Below are 16,381 nucleotides of genomic sequence, written 5' to 3'. Positions count from 1 at the left end.
CCGCCTCAGCTCATCGTCGGCATGGTGAAGCTCGCGCCCTCCTTGACCCCGGAGGGCCAGCGCGAGGTGACGGTGCGGGTGCGGGTGTAGAAGCGGATCGAGTCCGGCCCGTGCTGGTTGAGGTCGCCGAAGGCGGAGCGCTTCCAGCCGCCGAAGGTGTGGTAGGCGATCGGGACCGGGATGGGCACGTTGACGCCGACCATGCCGGTGTTCACCCGGCGGGTGAAGTCACGGGCGGTGTCGCCGTCCCGGGTGTAGATGGCCACGCCGTTGCCGTACTGGTGCTCGCTGGGCAGCCGCAGCGCCTCCTCGTAGTCGGCGGCGCGGACGACGGTGAGCACCGGGCCGAAGATCTCCTCCTGGTAGATCCGCATGTCCGGGGTGACCCGGTCGAACAGGGAGGCGCCGAGGAAGTAGCCGTCCTCGTGGCCGGGGAGGCGGAAGTCCCTTCCGTCCACGACGAGTTCGGCGCCCTCCCGGACGCCGAGGTCCAGGTGGTCGCGGACGCGGCCCAGCGCGTCGCGGCCCACCAGCGGGCCGAAGTCCGCCGCCGGGTCGTCCGAGCGGCCGACCTTGAGCCCGGCGATCCGCTCGACCAGCTTCGCCACCAGGGCGTCCGCGGTCTCCTCGCCCACCGGTACGGCGACCGAGATCGCCATGCAGCGTTCCCCGGCCGAGCCGTAGCCGGCGCCGACCAGCGCGTCGGCGGCCTGGTCGAGGTCGGCGTCCGGCATCACGATCATGTGGTTCTTGGCGCCGCCGAAGCACTGCGCCCGCTTCCCGTGCGCAGCGGCGGTCGCGTACACGTACTGGGCGATCGGCGTGGAGCCGACGAAACCGAGCGCCTCGACCCGCGGGTCCCCCAGCAGGGTGTCCACGGCCTCCTTGCCGCCGTTGACCACGTTGAGCACGCCCGGCGGCAGCCCGGCCTCCAGGAACAGCTCGGCCAGTCGCAGCGGCACCGAGGGGTCGCGCTCGGAGGGCTTGAGGACGAAGGCGTTGCCGCAGGCCAGCGCGGGTGCGGCCTTCCAGAGCGGGATCATCGCGGGGAAGTTGAACGGCGTGATGCCGGCGACGACGCCGAGCGGCTGGCGCATCGAGTAGACGTCGATGCCGGTGCCGGCGTTGTCGCTGAACTCGCCCTTCAGCAGGTGCGGGATCCCGGCGGCGAACTCCACGACCTCCAGGCCGCGTTGGATGTCGCCGTGGGCGTCGGCCACGGTCTTGCCGTGCTCGGCGGACAGCAGCCGGGCCAGTTCCTCCTTCTCCTGCTCGACCAGTTGCAGGAAGCGCAGCAGCACCCGCGCCCGCCGCTGCGGGTTCCAGGCCGCCCACGCGGGCTGGGCCTGCGCGGCGTCGGCGATCACCGCCTCGACCTCGGCGCGGTCGGCCAGCGGCACCCGGGCCTGCACCCGGCCGGTGTTGGGGTCGTACACGTCGCCGAAGCGGCCGGACGTCCCGGCGACGCGCTTGCCGCCGACGAAGTGGGTCAGTTCACGGACCATCGGTTCCTACTCTCGACAGGGTCGGGGAGAGGAGGAATGGAGGCCGCCGCCGACGGGCGGGCGCACGGTGGTGCGGCCGCGCGACGTCACGGTGGCGGTGGCATGACGATCCGTCAGAGCGGTTGGGCCCCGGCAGTCGTCGGCACAGGACAGCCAGGAGCAGTGGAACGGGAGCAGCCCGGAGTCATGCGTGTCGTCTCCATCCTCGTGGAAAACACGGATCACCCGCGGCCGGTATCCTGACTCCCGGATCACCGCACGCCCTCAGGCCTTCCCGGCTGGCTGCCAGTGGCCGTCCCTCACGAGGACGAACTCCCCGGTCACAGTGGCGGGACCGTGCCGGACTCACACCGGCTTCCCTGACACCGCGGACCTGCCGTCGGCCATATAGTTGGACGTCCTAGTAAGTCCAGAGGGCGCCGTCTGCGCGTTGTGCCCGCCCTGAGGCCCGCTGACCTGTGCCACCGAGCGGGCCCGGCCGGCCGTGCGCTCCGGGCTTTGGTGGGGGGTGAGGGCGCGGCGGTCCCGGCGTGCCGAGCCGCGGCCGTCGAAGGAGACCGTACGGAACGGCCCGCACCGCACCCCGCGTGTCGCGGGCTGGGCTTCGATCCGGCTGAAACGGGGTCATTCGTGTGGCGGAGTGTGGCGCGCGTCGGCTTGCGTGAACAGGGCCGCGCCCGATTCCCTGACGCCACGTCTGCCAGTGTCCGTTGGCGGGCAGCTACTTCGGGAGCAATTGTGCTTGCACGAATCATGTCCATCGCGGCCGCAGCCGTGACTCTCGTCGCGGTCCAGCCGGGCCTCGCCGTCGCGGCGGCCGACCCCAGCACCACAGTCACGTTCGCCGTCACGTCCGGCGCGTTGACGCTGACGGTACCGGCCAGTGCCAACCTCGGCTCGGGAGCGCCCGGCACCGTCATCAGCGCGCCGATCGGGCCCTGTACCGTCACCGACGATCGCGCCCTCGCCTCGGCCTCCTGGACGGTGACCGCAGCGGAGACGGACTTCACAAACGGTGTGACGACGATCGCCGCCACCGACGCCACCTACACGGTCGGGACGGTGACGACGACCGGTACCATCACCGCCACTCCAACGAACGTGACGCTGAGCAACAGCGCGCAGACGGTGCTCACCGGGAGCGCCGGTGTCGGAGACAACACCGCGTCCTGGAACCCGACAATCTCCGTCAACGTGCCCCCCAGCGCCGTCGGCGGGATCTACACCGGAACGCTGACCCAGTCCGTTGCCTGATGGAATGAAGGGCGCGCGCCGGTGCGGGGTTCTGCTGCTGGCGCTGGCCCTCGTACAGGCGGCCGGGGTGATGCCGGCAGCGGGGCATGCGGCACCCGGGTTGTCCTCCCCCCGGGACCCGGCCGCGGGGAAGACCATCGGTATCAAGCTGCTCGACGCTCCGGAAAGCCGCCGTGCGGATCCCAGGGCGCACGCCTACATCGTCGACCACGTCGCGCCCGGCTCGACCATCGAGCGGCGGGTGGAGGTCACCAACGAGTCGTCCACGCCGATGCACGTCAACGTCTACGCCGCGGCGGCCACCATCGCGAAGGGTGAGTTCACCTTCGCGCCGGAGCGCACCCCCAACGAGCTGACCGGCTGGACGTCACTCGACACGGCGGACCTTGAGCTGGCGGCCTCCGAAACGGTGCGAGTACGCGCCACCATCCGGGTGCCCGGGGACGCCGCCGCCGGGGAGCGATACGGCGTCATCTGGGCACAGACGGACACCCCCACGGACCGCTCGCACAATGTGACGTTCCAGGGCCGGGTGGGCGTCCGCATGTACATCGACGTCGGTCCCGGTGGTGAGCCACCCTCGGACTTCGAGATCGAGCGGCTCCATCCGGCCCGAGCCCGCGACGGGCGGGGGGAGGTTCGCGCCCGGATCCACAACACGGGGGGCCGCGCCCTGGACATCGGCGGGGCACTCTCCGTCTTCGACGGGTCGGGCGGACTGCGCGCCGGACCGTTCCCGGCCAGGACGGGCACCACACTGGCTCCGGGTGACGCTGCGGAGATGGTCGTCCCGTTGGACGCACAGCTGTCGGACGGCTCGTCGACGGTGGAGCTCACGCTCAAGAGCGGCCTGGTCGAGCACACCGCGCGCGCCACCGTCACCTTCCCGACGACTCCCGGTAGCACTGGAGCAGTCGCCGCGTCGGTCGCCCAGCAAGGGCACTTCCCCTCCCCTGTGGTCGCCGGGCTTTCGGCCCTCGTCGCCGCCCTGTGCCTTCTGCTCTTCAAGTTCCTCCGGCGCCGCCGGTGACCACTCCGACCGAGCCCCGCCCCCGCGTCCGGCTGATCCGCTCCGTGGGTGACGCATGAGGGTCGTCATCGAGCGCGCCACCGCTCCTTTCGCGTCGGCGTCATCCTCGCCGGCGCTCTGCGGCGCACCACTGGCCCACCCGCTGTGTTCGGCGGGTTGTCCGTCGGGTCTCGTGTGCTCGCCGCGATCACCACCGTGTTGTATGTGCGAGCGCACTCACCGAAGCGCAAAGTGATATTCGGGTCACGAACAGTAACGGCTTGTTGTCGGCGATTTGGAAGCGGAGATGTCGGTGTTCAGGCATGGGAGAGGGCGGGCTGAAGCAAGCCGCGGCCCGGGAGGAATGGGCGGCATGTTTCGACGGTGGCTGAGGGTACGGGTCCGCAAGCCGGCGGCGGTCATGATGGCCGGGTTGGCCGTCCTGGCGATCGTCCTGGCCACAGTCTGGACGGCCACGGCTCAGCGCGCCTCCGTCGCCCAGGTCAACGGCCGCACGGTGCCGGTGATCGACACCGCCGCCACCGGCCTCACCGAATCCAGTGGCAGCGCCACCACTGACCCCGGCGGCACCGAGAGCGCCGCCGGCACCGGCAGTACCGGCCTCACATTCACGGTACTCGGACCCTCCCTGACCATCGCCAAGAGTCATGCGGACCCCTTTGTCCGGGGCGAGGACGGCGTTTACACCATTACTGTGGGTAACGCCCCAGCGGTCGGCCCGACCGATGGCACCACGGTCACCGTTCACGACACCCTCCCCGCAGGCCTTCGGGCCGACCGGATCGCCGGGAAGGGATGGCACTGCATTCTGGCCACCCTCACCTGTACCCGCAGCGACGTCCTGCCTGCCGGGCAGAGCTACCCGCCCATCACCCTGAAGGTCGACGTCTCCTGCGACGCCCCTGCGCAGGTCACCAACACCGCTACCGTCACCGGAGGCGGTGACGCCACCATCCACACCGCCAACGACCTCACCACGATCAAGCACCACGAGCACCACGAGCACCACGGGCACGACGGCGACGGGCACGACGGCGACGGGCACGACGGGGGTCATGACCACTGCGATCGCCACGACCCCTGAACTAAGCCCGCGTGGGCGTAGCGGAAGGCGTGCCGGTCCTCCGTCCCCGCGTTGCTTGCGGAGCGCTCCTCAGCCTCGCCGGTGGCATCCCGTGCGGGGCGGGACGCGGGCGCCCCGTGCGGCGAAAGCCCCGGGCGCCCGGGCCCTGCTGGAAGCGGCGGGCCCTCGGCACCCGGGGCTTGGAGGCGGCCGCCGCCCGCGCGGCCACCAGCTCGCCGCCAGCAGGTCCCGCTGATCGGCCGCGAGTTCTGACCCGCCTCGCGCGTAGCCACCGGCCGCGCTGCTCGACCTCGAAGACAGTCGCCTTCCCAAGTGTTCGCCTGGAAAGTCCAGTTGGGGTCGGCGACGAGGTTGCCGGCGTCCGATGACGGCGCTGTTCGAGTATGGGACTCAAGCGGTCGCCTCCGGACGTACCCAGGTCGAACGCGGACTCCTCGAACACGGCGGCAGCGTCGGCCAGGGCGACCGCCAAGCCGACGATGGTGGCCAGGTAGGCGGCGTTGACTCCGGTCCCGGCTCCGGCCTCGAAGACGCGCTGGCCGGGCCGGGCGCCGAGCTGTTCGAGCATCAGGGCGACGATCGCGGGCTGGGACGCGGCGCTGATCTGGGTTCGCCAAGAACAAGTGCGGCGACAACGCGGTGACCACGTTCCTGACCACTGGGGAGCGACCGGTGCCGGATCTCGCCTGCGTGGCCGAGACCGGCTGACCGGACAGCCGAATCAGCCGAACATTCGACGGACAACACCGCAATGCCCCCGCGATCGACGGTGTCCCGGATCTCGTCCGGGCATGTGCCAGGGCGAGATCCGGGACACCGAAAGCGCGATCCGGAGATCGCGACGGACGTGGGTGGCCATCGCCCGCTCGGCACCGCCCGGAACGATCGGGTGAGAACCGGTGCATGCCCGCAGTGCGCGTTCCGTTGGGCGGTCCACGACTGCCGGTCGCGCGAAGGCCGGCTTCGCGTTCGGCTTCGGCCTCGCACCCGACCACGCCCAGGGGCAGTACCAGGGCCTGGCCGGCATCGGCTTCGGAGCGGGCCAGGCCCTCGCCCCGGTGATCCTCACCGGGGCGGTTCTCGCGCTCGGCCATACCGGGTGGCTGCTCCTCGGCGCCCTCTTCGCGGTCGTCGGCGCGGCAGGGCCGCCGGTGGCCGCGTGGGCCGAGCGGACCCGCCCCGGGAAACCGGAAGCTTCCGTGGAGCGCCGGCGACGTGGATCGCCGCTGCCGCAGGCCGGTCAGCGCTATCGAATCGGCGGCAAAACCGGTGGTGTCGCAGGGTGAATTCGCTTTTCCCGGGCCTGAAGTGCCGTGTGAGGAAAAAGATGGAGCCGGAATTCCGTCATCCATCTTTCGGCCAGTGCGGGACTGGTTCGCGCCGGTTGTGCGGAATCCGGGCTCCCGGGATTTCCGCTGGCAGGACAGTGCTGTGACAAGGGGGCGGTGCCCGTGGAGGCGAGCGCCCGTGCAGCAGAATCAGGGGGTCTACAACGGTGGCAACTCTGAACTACGAAATCCTCACCGACCCGGCTCCGCTCCAGGTGCCGAACGCGGGCGAGGAGTCCCGGGGGACGGTCTACGTCATCATCTCCAACCCGAACAGCGACGACGCACTCTGGTACTCCACCGAGATCCAGGTGCCCGTCGGGGACAAGGACGGCGACCTGACGACCGATCCGAAGGCGTTCACCCCGCAGATCACGCAGAACACCGCGACGGACCCGGCGAACAAGCCGGCGACCGACTGGAACACCTCGACCGCCGTCTACAGGATCTCCTCCCAGGACCCCCGCTACCCCACCCTCATCAAGGGCGGCGGCTCCATGGTCGTGGCGATGGAGGGCTTCCCGGTCTCCAGCAAGCCGGGGCTGGTCCTGCTGCGGGTGACGGAGCGGGCGGCGAACATCGGCGGCTTCGTGCACCCGAGCCTCGTGACCCTGAGCCTGATCAAGCAGGAAGCCAAGGTGCCGCGGAACTTCCGTGCGAAGGACTCCCTGGTGGCCGCGGGCAAGGACGTCGTCCTGCAGTGGGACGGCCCGGACACCCTCACGTACCAGATCCAGGGCCCGGACGGCCCGCCGGAGGCCGTCCCGCCGAGGAGCGGGGCGGCGGCCGGCTGGCAGTGGTCGCCGAAGCCCGGCCAGGAGCCGAAGCGGGACGCCACCTACACCCTGATCGCCAGCTCCCCGAACGGGCAGCAGCCGAGCTACCTGCTGACCACCACCGTCCACCTGCGCAGCCCCGAGTTCGACAGTGTGACGGCGACCAAGGGCGTGTACACCCCGTGGGTGGAAGGCACGGCGCCGCGCGGCCGGATCGTCTTCACCGAGCAGGGTGCGCAGGTGCGGGACGCGTCGAACGCGCCGGGTACGGTTGCCGCCGCCAAGGCGGATGTGGAGAGTGTGACGGCGTCGGTCGGGGTGTCGACGCCGTGGGTGGAGGGGACGACGGAGAAGGGTCGGGTCACCCTCACGGCGCAGGGTGTGCAGGTGCGGGACGCGTCGAACGCGCCGGGCACGGTTGCGGCCGGCAAGGCGGACGTCGACACCGTGACCGCCGCGTGGGTGCGGGGCCGCGACAGCGGTTCCGGGTGGATCCAGTTCCCGTCGGACGGGATCACGGTCGGTCACGGCCAGGGGAACGACCTGGGCACCGTTCACGCCGAGAAGATCAGCGTGAACGGCATCAACACCAAGTGGGTCGGGGACCGCGACTCCGGCAAGGGCTGGCTCGACTTCCCGCAGTCCGGAGTGAACGTCCGCAAGGACGGACAGGAGACGTGGGGGACGGTCGCCGCGGACAAGGCGGACCTGAACGGCGTCAACACCAAGTGGGTGCAGGGGCGTACGTCCAGTGACGGCTGGATCGAGTTCCCGGCGTCCGGGCTGAACGTGTTCCAGGGCTCCGGGCACCGCGAGTGGGGGACGGTCGCCGCGGACAAGGCGGACTTGAACGGCGTCAACACCAGCTGGGTGCAGGGGCGTACGTCCGGTGACGGGTGGATCGAGTTCCCGGCGTCCGGGCTGAACGTGTTCCAGGGCGCGGGGAACCGTACGTGGGGGACCGTCGCCGCCGACAAGGCGGACCTGAACGACCTGGTCACCGACCGGGCCCGGGTCAAGCAACGCCTCACCCTGCACGGCGGGTTGACCGTCGACAACGTGCTGGAGACGCTGGACGGTCCGCCGCGGCTGGTCGTCCACGGGGAGTCGGAGTTCCGGCAGAAGGTGAACGCCAACGGCGACCTGTCGGTCGGCGGGGAGTCGGTGTTCGCCGGGAAGGTGAACGCCACCGGCGACGTGCGGGTCGGCGGGGAGTCGGCGTTCTTCGGGAAGGTGAACGCCAACAGGCACCTCTCGGTCCGCACCGGGAGTGCCTGGATCCTGCACACCAACGACGACCTGGTGGCGATCAACGGCAACCTGCGAGTCCACGGGGCCTTCCGGGCCGACAAGTGACGCCGGCTCGGTGAGTGACTGCGGTCCTCGTTCCCCGGGTGAGCGGGGAGCGGGGGCCGCTGGTCACCGGAAGGACGGGCCGGCGGGCCTCACATCCGGCGGACCCGCAGCACGCTGGTGAGCATCGGGAGAGTGAACTCGCCGGCGCCGGTCTCCGGCCGGTCGGTGAGGTAGGCGTGGGTGGCGTCCAGCAGGGCCTTCCGTTCCTGCTCCGGCATGACCAGGACGCCCGCCTTCGTCGAGAGGGTGGCGACGAGGGAGTCGGCGGTCCGCCGCTGCCCGTGCGGGAACTCCGCCTGCTCGGGCGAGTCGAACCGGGCGTCCCCGCCGGACCGGGGAAGGTGCATCCGCGCCGTCTCGACGCGCCAACTGGTGGGCACGTCGCGCGGGCCGATGGCGGCGGGGCCGGTGACGCGGGCGAGGCCGGCCACCCAGTCGACCCGGTCGTCGAAGACGTTCCACAGGCTGGCCAGCACGCCGCCGGGGGCGAGGACCCTGGCGATCTCCGGCCCCGCGAGGTCCATGTCGAACCAGTGCATGGCGTTGCCGGACACCACGGCGTCGACGGAGTCGTCCGGCAGCGGGATCGCCTCCGCTCGTCCCGCCAGCGCGCGGACGGTCGGCAGTGCGGCGCGCAGTTCGGCCAGCATCGCCGGGTCGGGTTCGACCGAGACGACGTCGTGGCCCAGGGCGACCAGGGTGGCGGTGAGCTTGCCCGTCCCGGCGCCGAGGTCGAGCACCCGCGGGCCGGGCGCGGCCTCGAGGGCCCAGCGCACCGCGGCCTGCGCGTAGTCCGGGCGGTGCTCGGCGTAGGCGCCCGCCGCGCGGCCGAACGACGAGCTGTGCAGCCGCCGTTCGGCCTGCGCCGACTCCTGGCCGGCGGCCGCCCGGCCACGCGCGTCGTCCTGGTGCTGCCGGGTGTCGTCGTTGATTCCCGTCACTGAAGCCCCCGCTGATCGACGGTCTGATTCCGGCTCGATGTATCGAACCGATACATCGAGACGATAGGTACCGGAGTGCTTCGACACAAGGTCCACTTCTGCTGACCGACGATCACGGCCGACATTCGGAGGGGATCGGGGCATAGAATTGAACGCGTTCAGAAATCTGGGCTACGCTAGGTTCCGAGGAACCGAGGCAAGAGGGGGAACCCATGAAGGTCGTCATTCCCGGTGGATCCGGTGAGCTCGGGACGCTGCTCGACCGGCGCCTGACCGCCGCCGGGCACCAGGTCGTCGTGCTCAGCCGCAGGCCCGCCGGACCCCGGCAGGTCGGCTGGGACGGACGGACCCTCGGCGCCTGGGCAGCCGAGATCGACGGCGCCGACGTCGTGCTCAACCTCGCCGGGCGCAGCGTCAACTGCCGCTACACCGAGGCGAACCGGCAGGAGATGATGGACTCCCGGGTGCAGTCCACCCAGGTCGTCGGCGAGGCCGTCGCAGCCGCCCGCCGCCCGCCCTCGTGCTGGCTCCAGATGAGCACCGCCACCGTCTACGCCCACCGCCACGACGCCCCCAACGACGAGCGGGACGGCCTGATCGGCGGCAGCGAGCCCGACGCCCCGCCCGCCTGGCGGTACAGCATCGACGTCGCCCAGGCCTGGGAGCGCACCCTGGCCGAGGCCGACACCCCGCACACCCGCCGGGTCGCGCTGCGCACCGCCGCCGTCCTCGGCCCCGAGCGCGGCGGCTCGCTCGACGCGCTCTCCTGGCTGGCCCGGCTCGGTGTCGGCGGGCCGGTCGCGGGCGGCGCCCAGTACGTCTCCTGGCTCCACGAGCGGGACTTCGCCCGCGCCGTCGAGTTCCTGATCGCCCGCGAGGACCTCACCGGGCCGGTCAACCTCGCCGCCCCGAACCCGCTGCCCCAGCGCGAGTTCATGCGCGAGCTGCGCACCGCCTGGGGCATGCCGCTGGCTCTGCCCGCCACCCGCTGGATGGCCGAACTGGGCGCCTTCGCGCTGCGCTCCGACACCGAGCTGCTGCTGAAGAGCCGCCGCGTCGTCCCGACCCGCCTGCTCGACGCGGGCTTCGCCTTCGACCACCCGAGCTGGCCGGAGGCCGCCCGCGACCTCGTGCGGCGGCTGCGCGGGCGGTAGCGCGCTCGACGGCCGCCGTGTGGCGGGTTCGTCACGGGGCCGTCACAGCTCCCCGTCGGCGCTTGCCCGGTCCCGGTGATCCCCGGGACCGTGGAGGAACACGCACGGTCGATCAGGGGGCGGGATGCGGACGGTACGGCTGTCGGTCATGCGGCAGTGGGGAAGCAACATCGGGATCGGCTGCGCCCTGGCGGTGGCGACGATGCTCGCGCTCGGCCTGTCCGGTGCCACCGGCGCGGGGACGGCCACCCTGATCGGCGTGCTGATCGGGGGCGCGGCGGCCGTCGGGGTGCCGCACACCTTCCGGCTACGGGAGGACGAGCAGGGCCTCACCCTGGTCCGGCTGCTGGTCGCGCGCCGCTACGCCTGGTCGGAGATCAGCGGCCTGGCCATGGAGTTCGGCGAGGAGATCGAGACCAGCGGCCACCACGTGACCCTGCGCCTGCGCCTGGTGGACCCGCCGGGCCGGTTCTGGGGCCCGCAGCTCGGCCGGATCGACGTCACCGAGGACGACCGGCCACGCGGCGTCGAACCGCGCGCCCTGGCCGAGCTGTTCGCGGTCTTCGGCCGGCACGGAGTACCCGTCGACCAGCCGGAGTTCGCGAACGCCGTGCTCCACGTCTACGGCCTGCCGCCACTGCCGCCCCAACCGGTGCGGCAGGTGCCGGCCGGGCCGGTGCCCACGGCGGGGGAGGCGTACGAGCACGCCCCGGACGTCGCGGAGGAGGAGAAGGACCTGGCCGCCCACCGGAGCACCGTCAAGAGCCCGCCCCGCAAGCGTCGCGAGTACCTGCTGCGCGCCGCCGCCCGGGCCGACCGCATCGCCCTGGCGGGCGGCGACGCCGACCCGCACCAGGTGGTGCGGGCGCGGATAGCGGCCGGGGAGCTGACCGAACACGACCGCGTCACCGCCGAAGGCGACGGTGCGCGCGGGTACGTCCGCCAGCAGTACCTGGACTGGCGCCGGACCGCCGCCGAGCCGCGGCGGGGCTGGGGGACGGCTCGCTGACGGGCCGAGGGCCGAGTCGCCGGCGGGTCGAGGGCGGAGCCGCTGACGAGCCGAGGGCCGATGGTCAGCCCGGCCCCGGCGGCCCGGACCGTGACCCGCGTGCGAGCCCTCTCGCCGCCGCACCGAGCAGTGCGGCGCCGCCGACGGCGAGCAGGCCGTGGTGCTGGGAGGCCCACAGCTGGGTGCTGCGCTCCCGGGCCTCGTCGTCGAAGCGGCCGTGCGCGCCGTGGTCGTCGGAAGTGTCCGACGGCGTCCAGAGGTTGGCGAGGCCGTCCGCCTGCCGGGGGCCGTCCTCCTGCTGGGCGCCGATGCCGGCGCGGGCGAGGTAGCGGTCGAGCAGGCCGGGGGCGAGCGCGTTGGCGACCAGGGTGCCGACGGTGCTGCCGCCCACCCAGTACTCCCGCCGCCCGGGGTGGTCGGCGGCGAACCGCACGGCGCGGGCGGCGACGGCCTCGCAGGCCTGCGGGTCGGCCACGTCGGCCAGCACGGTGCGCACCGGCGAGCCGGCGGCCTGGGCCTCGGCCGAGGCGGCGCGCAGTCCGACCAGGCCCCGGGCGACCAGCACCAGCCGGTCGCCACCGGTGGCGAGGGCCGAAGGCCGAGACGTACACCAGCAGCCGTTCCGCAGTCGGGGGAGTGTAGAGCCGGGCGTTCTCCATCGTGTAGTGCGTGCCGCGGTGGGACACCATGCCGCCGGTGAACAGCTCCCGCGTCACCTCGACGGCCTCCTCCAGCATCTCCGCACGCACCGCGAACGGCGGCCGGCGGTCGCCCAGGACGTGCTCGTTGAGTGCCTCGCCGGTGCCGGTGCCGACGCCGAGCCGCAGCCCGCCCGCGAGCTGCACGTCCGCGGTGGCCGCGGCCTGCGCCGTCACGGCTGGGCGCAGCCGCACCGTGGGGCAGGTGACCAGGGTGGTCGCCGGCAGCCGGACCACCTGTGACAGCGCGCCGATCACGCCCCAGACGAACGGGGCGTTGCCCTGGGTGTCGTTCCACGGGTGGTAGTGGTCGGAGATCGCCAGCCGGGTGAAACCGGCCCGCTCCGCCAGCCGGGCCTGATCGATCAGCTGGGCGGGGGTGAACTCCTCGCAGGACAGGAAGCATCCGAACGCGGTCATGGCGGCCTCGGTTCGTCGGTCGGCCTGTGCCGGAGCGGCTTTCCGGACGGGGCGCCGCGAAACCCGGGCGTCGCGCGCGAGTGGTGGCCCCGCCGGTCGGGGGCTCGGTTGGCCCCGGCCTCACGGGGTAGGCGCGCGGCATGGAGGACATCGGACCCCCGCCTGAGGACCCCGCCGCCGACGCGGACTCCCTCGACCTGTGCGACCAGTGCGGACGCGCCGTCGCCCGCACCGAGCTGCTCGGCGCCCTGGTGCCGGACTCCTCCGCCCTGCACTCCACCGAACCCGAACTGGACGGCAAGCGGGTCGTCCTGGCCTGTTCCGCGGAGCACCTGACCACCCTGATCGCGGACTACCGCCACCGCCCCTTCGTCCCCGAGGAGCAGTGGGCCGCCAAGGTCTGCCGCACCCTCGCCGAGTGCGACGAACCCCTGCCACTGAGCGTGGTCGCCCGCCTGAGCGGCCTCTCCGAGCGCCAGGCCATGGAGGGCGTGGAGTGGCACAACGCCCGCGCCCGGGAGTGGCGGCGGCGCTACGGCGGCCGGGGCGGCGACTGACCGGAAGGCGCTTTCCGCACGCAGTCTGGACATGCTGTGCCCATCGAAATACAGTGAGTTTCGGGCCTGCTACTGCAGGAAAACCGAGGGGGCGGAAAGCGCGAAACGGCGGCTTCGATGCCGCCTGGTCTGGCAATTCGGCGGGGCTTCCCTTGTGCGCGGGAAGTCATACATGGAGCTGACGAGGGCGCGGAGTCCGGTCCGAAATGCTCCAGCCTTGAGATGCCGCGCGCGCTGAACCCGATATCGCCCTCCGGGCCCGATGATCGGCGCTGCAAAAGGATTCCAGTGGCGCCGAATTCGATTCGTTCGCTACCCGTCCAGGCGAAAGGAAAGGCCATCATGCACCTGTCGGCAGCTGACCTCGCAAAGCTCGGGGACTCACCGATCACGATCCAGTCGACGTTCTTCCCGAACATCTACCTGCGCATGGACGGGACCGGGGTGACGACCCCCACCGACCACGGAAGCGGGAAGGTTAACTGTCAGTACGGCACCGGCCCCTGGACGGCGTACAAGGTCCGGCCGCAGGCCGACGGCTCGTACGCCTTCGAGTCGGCGGCTTTCCCGAGCGTGTTCCTGCGCATGGACGGCAACGGGGTCCCCGCCACCATGGCGGGCGGCGGGACGGTCAACTGCCAGAGCTACATCGGCCCCTGGGAGAAGTTCAACGCCCGGGCCCAGGCGGACGGTTCGTTCTCCTTCGAGTCGGCGGCCTTCCCCGGTATCTTCCTGCGCATGGTGACCGACAGCGGGGTGACGACCGCCACCGGCCCCGGCGGAACGGTGAACTGCCAAATCAACGCCAACGGCGGCGGGCACGAGAAGTTCTACCTCGAAATGGCGTAGTGGCCGGGGCGTCCGGGGAATTCGGTCACGGGATTTCACGGAACCGTACATGACGCAGCCCGGGCGATTCACCGGCGGCAGTGCCGCATCGTGACAGGAAAGCGAATGTGCCTTCCGTGCGGGGAGGACAAGGCCGGTAGACGGCCTTTGTCAGCCCTGCCGGAAGGCACTCGTGCGTGCGGACGACAGGGACCCCGCCGGTCGGTGCGATGATGGTGCGCATGACGGACTCGGACACCCAGGGTGACGGTGTGCACCTGGACGACCTGCTGCGGGACGCCACCGGCACCGGAGCACTGTGGCGGTTGACGGGCGCCGAGCGCCAGCTCGACGCCAACGTGGTGCGGCTGCGGCCGGGCGCCTCCGTGGCCGACCACGTGGAACCCGACCTGGACGTCCTGGTGCTGGGCATCGAGGGGGAGGGCACGCTGCGCTGCGAGGGCGTCGCATACGACCTGCGCCCGGGTGACCTGCGGATGCTGCCGCACGGCGCCGCCCGGGGCGTGGCCGCCGGGCCCGCGGGTGTCGTCTACCTGACGGTGCACCGCCGGCGCCCGGGGATGACCATCCGCCCTCGGCCCTGAGGCGCGGCCCTGACACTCGGCCCTGTGACTCGGCCCGTGCGTGGTCCCGGCACCCGCCAGTGCCCCTACGGCTCCAGCAGGTGGTCCAGCACCCGGCCGAAGACCAGCCGCCCCGCCCGGGCGAGGAAGGGGTCGAGCAGCCCGGGCAGGCCGGCGACCGTCAGCTCCTCCGTCCAGACCGCCGCACTGCCACCGCCCACCGCCCGCACCCGCAGCTCGGCCCAGCCGTGCACCGGTCGGCCGCGCTTCACCAGCCGGCACAGCCCGTCCCGACCGGCGACCAGGCCGGATCCGGGTGCGGATCCGGGGCCGGGGACGACCAGCTCGGCGATCTCCATCGGATCGTCGAAGCGCAGCGGCCCGAGCGCCGTCCGGGCCAGGACGACGTCACCCACCTCCCGGCCGCTGCCCCGGACCACGGAGACCCGGGTGAACGGCACCCGCTCCCCGTGCCGGGGCCAGGCCGTCAGCCGCTCCCAGCACTCGGCGGGCGGCAGCGGCGCACGGCGGATCAGGACGAAGCGGGCCATGGCCGCCACCCTAGAGCTTCCTCTGGCCGGCCGCCCGAGACTTCCCCGGACGGCCGGACCAGGCGCACGTCCGACGCCTTCCAGAAGACGGCCTAGCCCAGCCACTCCAGGGTGAACTGCGTGGCGCGGTAGGAGTACTGGGCCACCACGGCGTCCCGCTCCCCGGGAGCGGAGACGGCGACGAAGTTGCCCGAGTGGTGCAGCTGGAGCAGCACGCGGTTGCGGTCGGCCGGGTCGCGGATGATCGAGAACGTCTGGTGGTCGGGGGGCGGAGAGCCGCAGTCGAAGGTGGCGAGCCACGAGGCGTCAAGGCGGCTGGCGTCCCCGATGCCCATGCAGAGGCGGCCGTTCCTGCGGTTCACCAGGGCGAAGGAGGCCGTGCTCCCCGAGCCGGTGTAGCACAGGCCCCACTGCTGGTTGCTGCCGGTGTGCCATTCGTGCTGGATGATGGTTCCGACCATCGGGGTGGCCAGGCTCATGTCGAGGACGTTGTCGCTGCCCTGCGGGGTCGAGAACGGAGTCCTGATCCGGTAGTAGCCGTCCACGCAGACCCAGCCCTCCCGGCCCTCCCACGCGTGCGTCTTCGTCTCCGGATCGAAGCCGGTCACCGTGGGGGCGGAGGCCGACGCGGGGCCGGCGAGGACGGTGAGAGCAGCCGACGAGGCCAGGGCGGCGACGCCGAGGGCGCGCAGGGCCCTGGCGGCCGTTCGTCGCAGCGGGTTGGTCATGGGTTCCTCCGTCGGGGTGTGGGCGGGCACGGTCAGCAGCCGACGAGGGTCTGGACGATCCGGCGTACGGTTCCGGGGGGTTCGGGATAGGCGCAGGCGACCGAGCCGATCTCCGGGACCTCGTAGATGGTGAACGTCCCGGGGCCGTTCGGCAGGGAGTTGACCCAGATGCCGGTGGTGGGGCCGGTCTGGGCACAGATGAACTTGACGTACTGGCCCGTGACCTTGCGTGTCGCCCGGTAGAGGCCGTACTTCCCGGGGTCGTTGAGGTTCCAGGTGTTCGTCACGGTGGTGGACTTGGTGCTGGAGGTCGTCTTCGAGACCGAGAACCCGACCTTCGCCTCGACCTTGGCGAACAGGACGTTGGCGGAGGCGGTGATCTCGGTCTTGTTGTCGACGGTGGTGGTCACCGAATCGATAGTGGGTCGGCGCGCCCGAGCGGCGGTGTCGACCCGGCGAGGGCTTCCGGGCAGCAGGAAGCGGCGGGGGGGGCCCCGGGGGGGGGGCGCCCCCCCCCGGCCCGGGGGGGGGGGTTGCGGGGGGGGCCGGGGGTGGGGTGCCCGGGGGGCATCCCCGGT

At 72.1% G+C, this 16,381-nt stretch carries 17 protein-coding genes, 2 pseudogenes and 1 riboswitch; of the genes and pseudogenes, 11 read left to right on the top strand and 8 right to left on the bottom strand.

Annotated elements, in window-relative coordinates; all coding sequences use genetic code 11:
- Positions 1-5: 5 nt before the first annotated feature.
- Positions 6-1,505 (bottom strand): CoA-acylating methylmalonate-semialdehyde dehydrogenase, encoded by a 1,500-nt coding sequence (locus tag ACGF13_RS20460; protein WP_392877026.1) that lies wholly within the window; start codon positions 1,503-1,505, stop codon positions 6-8.
- A gap of 211 nt (positions 1,506-1,716) precedes the next feature.
- Positions 1,717-1,908, bottom strand: a riboswitch (cobalamin riboswitch).
- Between the two features lie 350 nt (positions 1,909-2,258).
- On the opposite strand from ACGF13_RS20460, the gene ACGF13_RS20455 reads away from it, so the two are divergent.
- From ACGF13_RS20455 to ACGF13_RS20445, 3 genes are all read left to right on the top strand, one after another.
- A complete protein-coding gene (locus ACGF13_RS20455; protein ID WP_392877024.1) occupies positions 2,259-2,759 on the top strand; it encodes a hypothetical protein in 501 nt (166 codons plus the stop codon).
- 4 nt (positions 2,760-2,763) lie between these two features.
- Entirely contained in the window at positions 2,764-3,789 is a 1,026-nt protein-coding gene (locus ACGF13_RS20450) for a peptidase (protein ID WP_392877023.1), read from the top strand.
- Between the two features lie 412 nt (positions 3,790-4,201).
- Positions 4,202-4,873 (top strand): hypothetical protein, encoded by a 672-nt coding sequence (locus ACGF13_RS20445; protein WP_392877021.1) that lies wholly within the window; start codon positions 4,202-4,204, stop codon positions 4,871-4,873.
- A 472-nt stretch (positions 4,874-5,345) separates the two neighbouring features.
- Here the strand turns inward: ACGF13_RS20445 and ACGF13_RS20440 are convergent.
- A pseudogene (locus tag ACGF13_RS20440) lies at positions 5,346-5,483 on the bottom strand (hypothetical protein); the annotation flags it as partial.
- A 29-nt stretch (positions 5,484-5,512) separates the two neighbouring features.
- Here ACGF13_RS20440 and ACGF13_RS20435 point away from each other — a divergent pair.
- From ACGF13_RS20435 to ACGF13_RS20425, 3 genes are all read left to right on the top strand, one after another.
- The gene (locus ACGF13_RS20435; protein ID WP_392877580.1) at positions 5,513-5,581 is read left to right on the top strand and encodes a hypothetical protein; all 69 of its coding nucleotides are present in this window, start codon (positions 5,513-5,515) and stop codon (positions 5,579-5,581) included.
- A gap of 191 nt (positions 5,582-5,772) precedes the next feature.
- Entirely contained in the window at positions 5,773-6,159 is a 387-nt protein-coding gene (locus ACGF13_RS20430; protein WP_392877020.1) for a hypothetical protein, read from the top strand.
- Positions 6,160-6,368: 209 nt separating this feature from the next.
- Positions 6,369-8,333, top strand: a complete 1,965-nt coding sequence (locus tag ACGF13_RS20425; protein ID WP_392877018.1) for a hypothetical protein — start codon at positions 6,369-6,371, stop codon at positions 8,331-8,333.
- 89 nt (positions 8,334-8,422) lie between these two features.
- On the opposite strand, the gene ACGF13_RS20420 is transcribed toward ACGF13_RS20425, so the two are convergent.
- A complete protein-coding gene (locus tag ACGF13_RS20420) occupies positions 8,423-9,274 on the bottom strand; it encodes a class I SAM-dependent methyltransferase (protein WP_392877016.1) in 852 nt (283 codons plus the stop codon).
- Between the two features lie 212 nt (positions 9,275-9,486).
- Here ACGF13_RS20420 and ACGF13_RS20415 point away from each other — a divergent pair, with 212 nt between their 5' ends.
- Positions 9,487-10,428, top strand: a complete 942-nt coding sequence (locus tag ACGF13_RS20415) for a TIGR01777 family oxidoreductase (RefSeq protein ID WP_392877014.1) — start codon at positions 9,487-9,489, stop codon at positions 10,426-10,428.
- Between the two features lie 148 nt (positions 10,429-10,576).
- Positions 10,577-11,437, top strand: coding sequence for a hypothetical protein (locus ACGF13_RS20410; RefSeq protein ID WP_392877012.1), 861 nt, complete (start codon positions 10,577-10,579; stop codon positions 11,435-11,437).
- Between the two features lie 64 nt (positions 11,438-11,501).
- Here the strand turns inward: ACGF13_RS20410 and ACGF13_RS20405 are convergent, their stop codons facing one another.
- A complete protein-coding gene (locus ACGF13_RS20405) occupies positions 11,502-12,002 on the bottom strand; it encodes a hypothetical protein (protein WP_392877010.1) in 501 nt (166 codons plus the stop codon).
- Positions 11,980-12,555, bottom strand: a pseudogene (locus ACGF13_RS20400) (TIGR03557 family F420-dependent LLM class oxidoreductase); the annotation flags it as partial. The pseudogene ACGF13_RS20400 and the gene ACGF13_RS20405, both read right to left, overlap by 23 nt.
- A 140-nt stretch (positions 12,556-12,695) precedes the next feature.
- Here ACGF13_RS20400 and ACGF13_RS20395 point away from each other — a divergent pair.
- The 3 genes from ACGF13_RS20395 (at position 12,696) to ACGF13_RS20385 (ending at position 14,545) form a co-directional block, all read left to right on the top strand.
- Positions 12,696-13,112, top strand: coding sequence for a hypothetical protein (locus ACGF13_RS20395; protein WP_392877009.1), 417 nt, complete (start codon positions 12,696-12,698; stop codon positions 13,110-13,112).
- A gap of 342 nt (positions 13,113-13,454) precedes the next feature.
- Entirely contained in the window at positions 13,455-13,961 is a 507-nt protein-coding gene (locus tag ACGF13_RS20390) for a hypothetical protein (RefSeq protein WP_392877006.1), read from the top strand.
- Positions 13,962-14,182: 221 nt separating this feature from the next.
- Entirely contained in the window at positions 14,183-14,545 is a 363-nt protein-coding gene (locus ACGF13_RS20385) for a cupin domain-containing protein (protein ID WP_392877003.1), read from the top strand.
- A gap of 65 nt (positions 14,546-14,610) precedes the next feature.
- Here the strand turns inward: ACGF13_RS20385 and ACGF13_RS20380 are convergent, their stop codons facing one another.
- The 3 genes from ACGF13_RS20380 to ACGF13_RS20370 all read right to left on the bottom strand — a co-directional run bounded on the left by ACGF13_RS20380 (position 14,611) and on the right by ACGF13_RS20370 (position 16,213).
- On the bottom strand, positions 14,611-15,075 hold the full coding sequence (locus ACGF13_RS20380) for an SRPBCC family protein (RefSeq protein ID WP_392877000.1): 465 nt from the start codon (positions 15,073-15,075) through the stop codon (positions 14,611-14,613).
- A gap of 92 nt (positions 15,076-15,167) precedes the next feature.
- Entirely contained in the window at positions 15,168-15,803 is a 636-nt protein-coding gene (locus ACGF13_RS20375) for an RICIN domain-containing protein (RefSeq protein WP_392876998.1), read from the bottom strand.
- Between the two features lie 32 nt (positions 15,804-15,835).
- Complete coding sequence (locus tag ACGF13_RS20370; protein WP_392876995.1) at positions 15,836-16,213, bottom strand: hypothetical protein; 378 nt, start codon at positions 16,211-16,213, stop codon at positions 15,836-15,838.
- Between the last annotated feature and the right edge of the window lie 168 nt (positions 16,214-16,381).

This window comes from Kitasatospora sp. NPDC048286, from assembly GCF_043201735.1.
Lineage (GTDB): Bacteria > Actinomycetota > Actinomycetes > Streptomycetales > Streptomycetaceae > Kitasatospora.
This window is presented reverse-complemented; position numbering and strand designations above follow the sequence as displayed.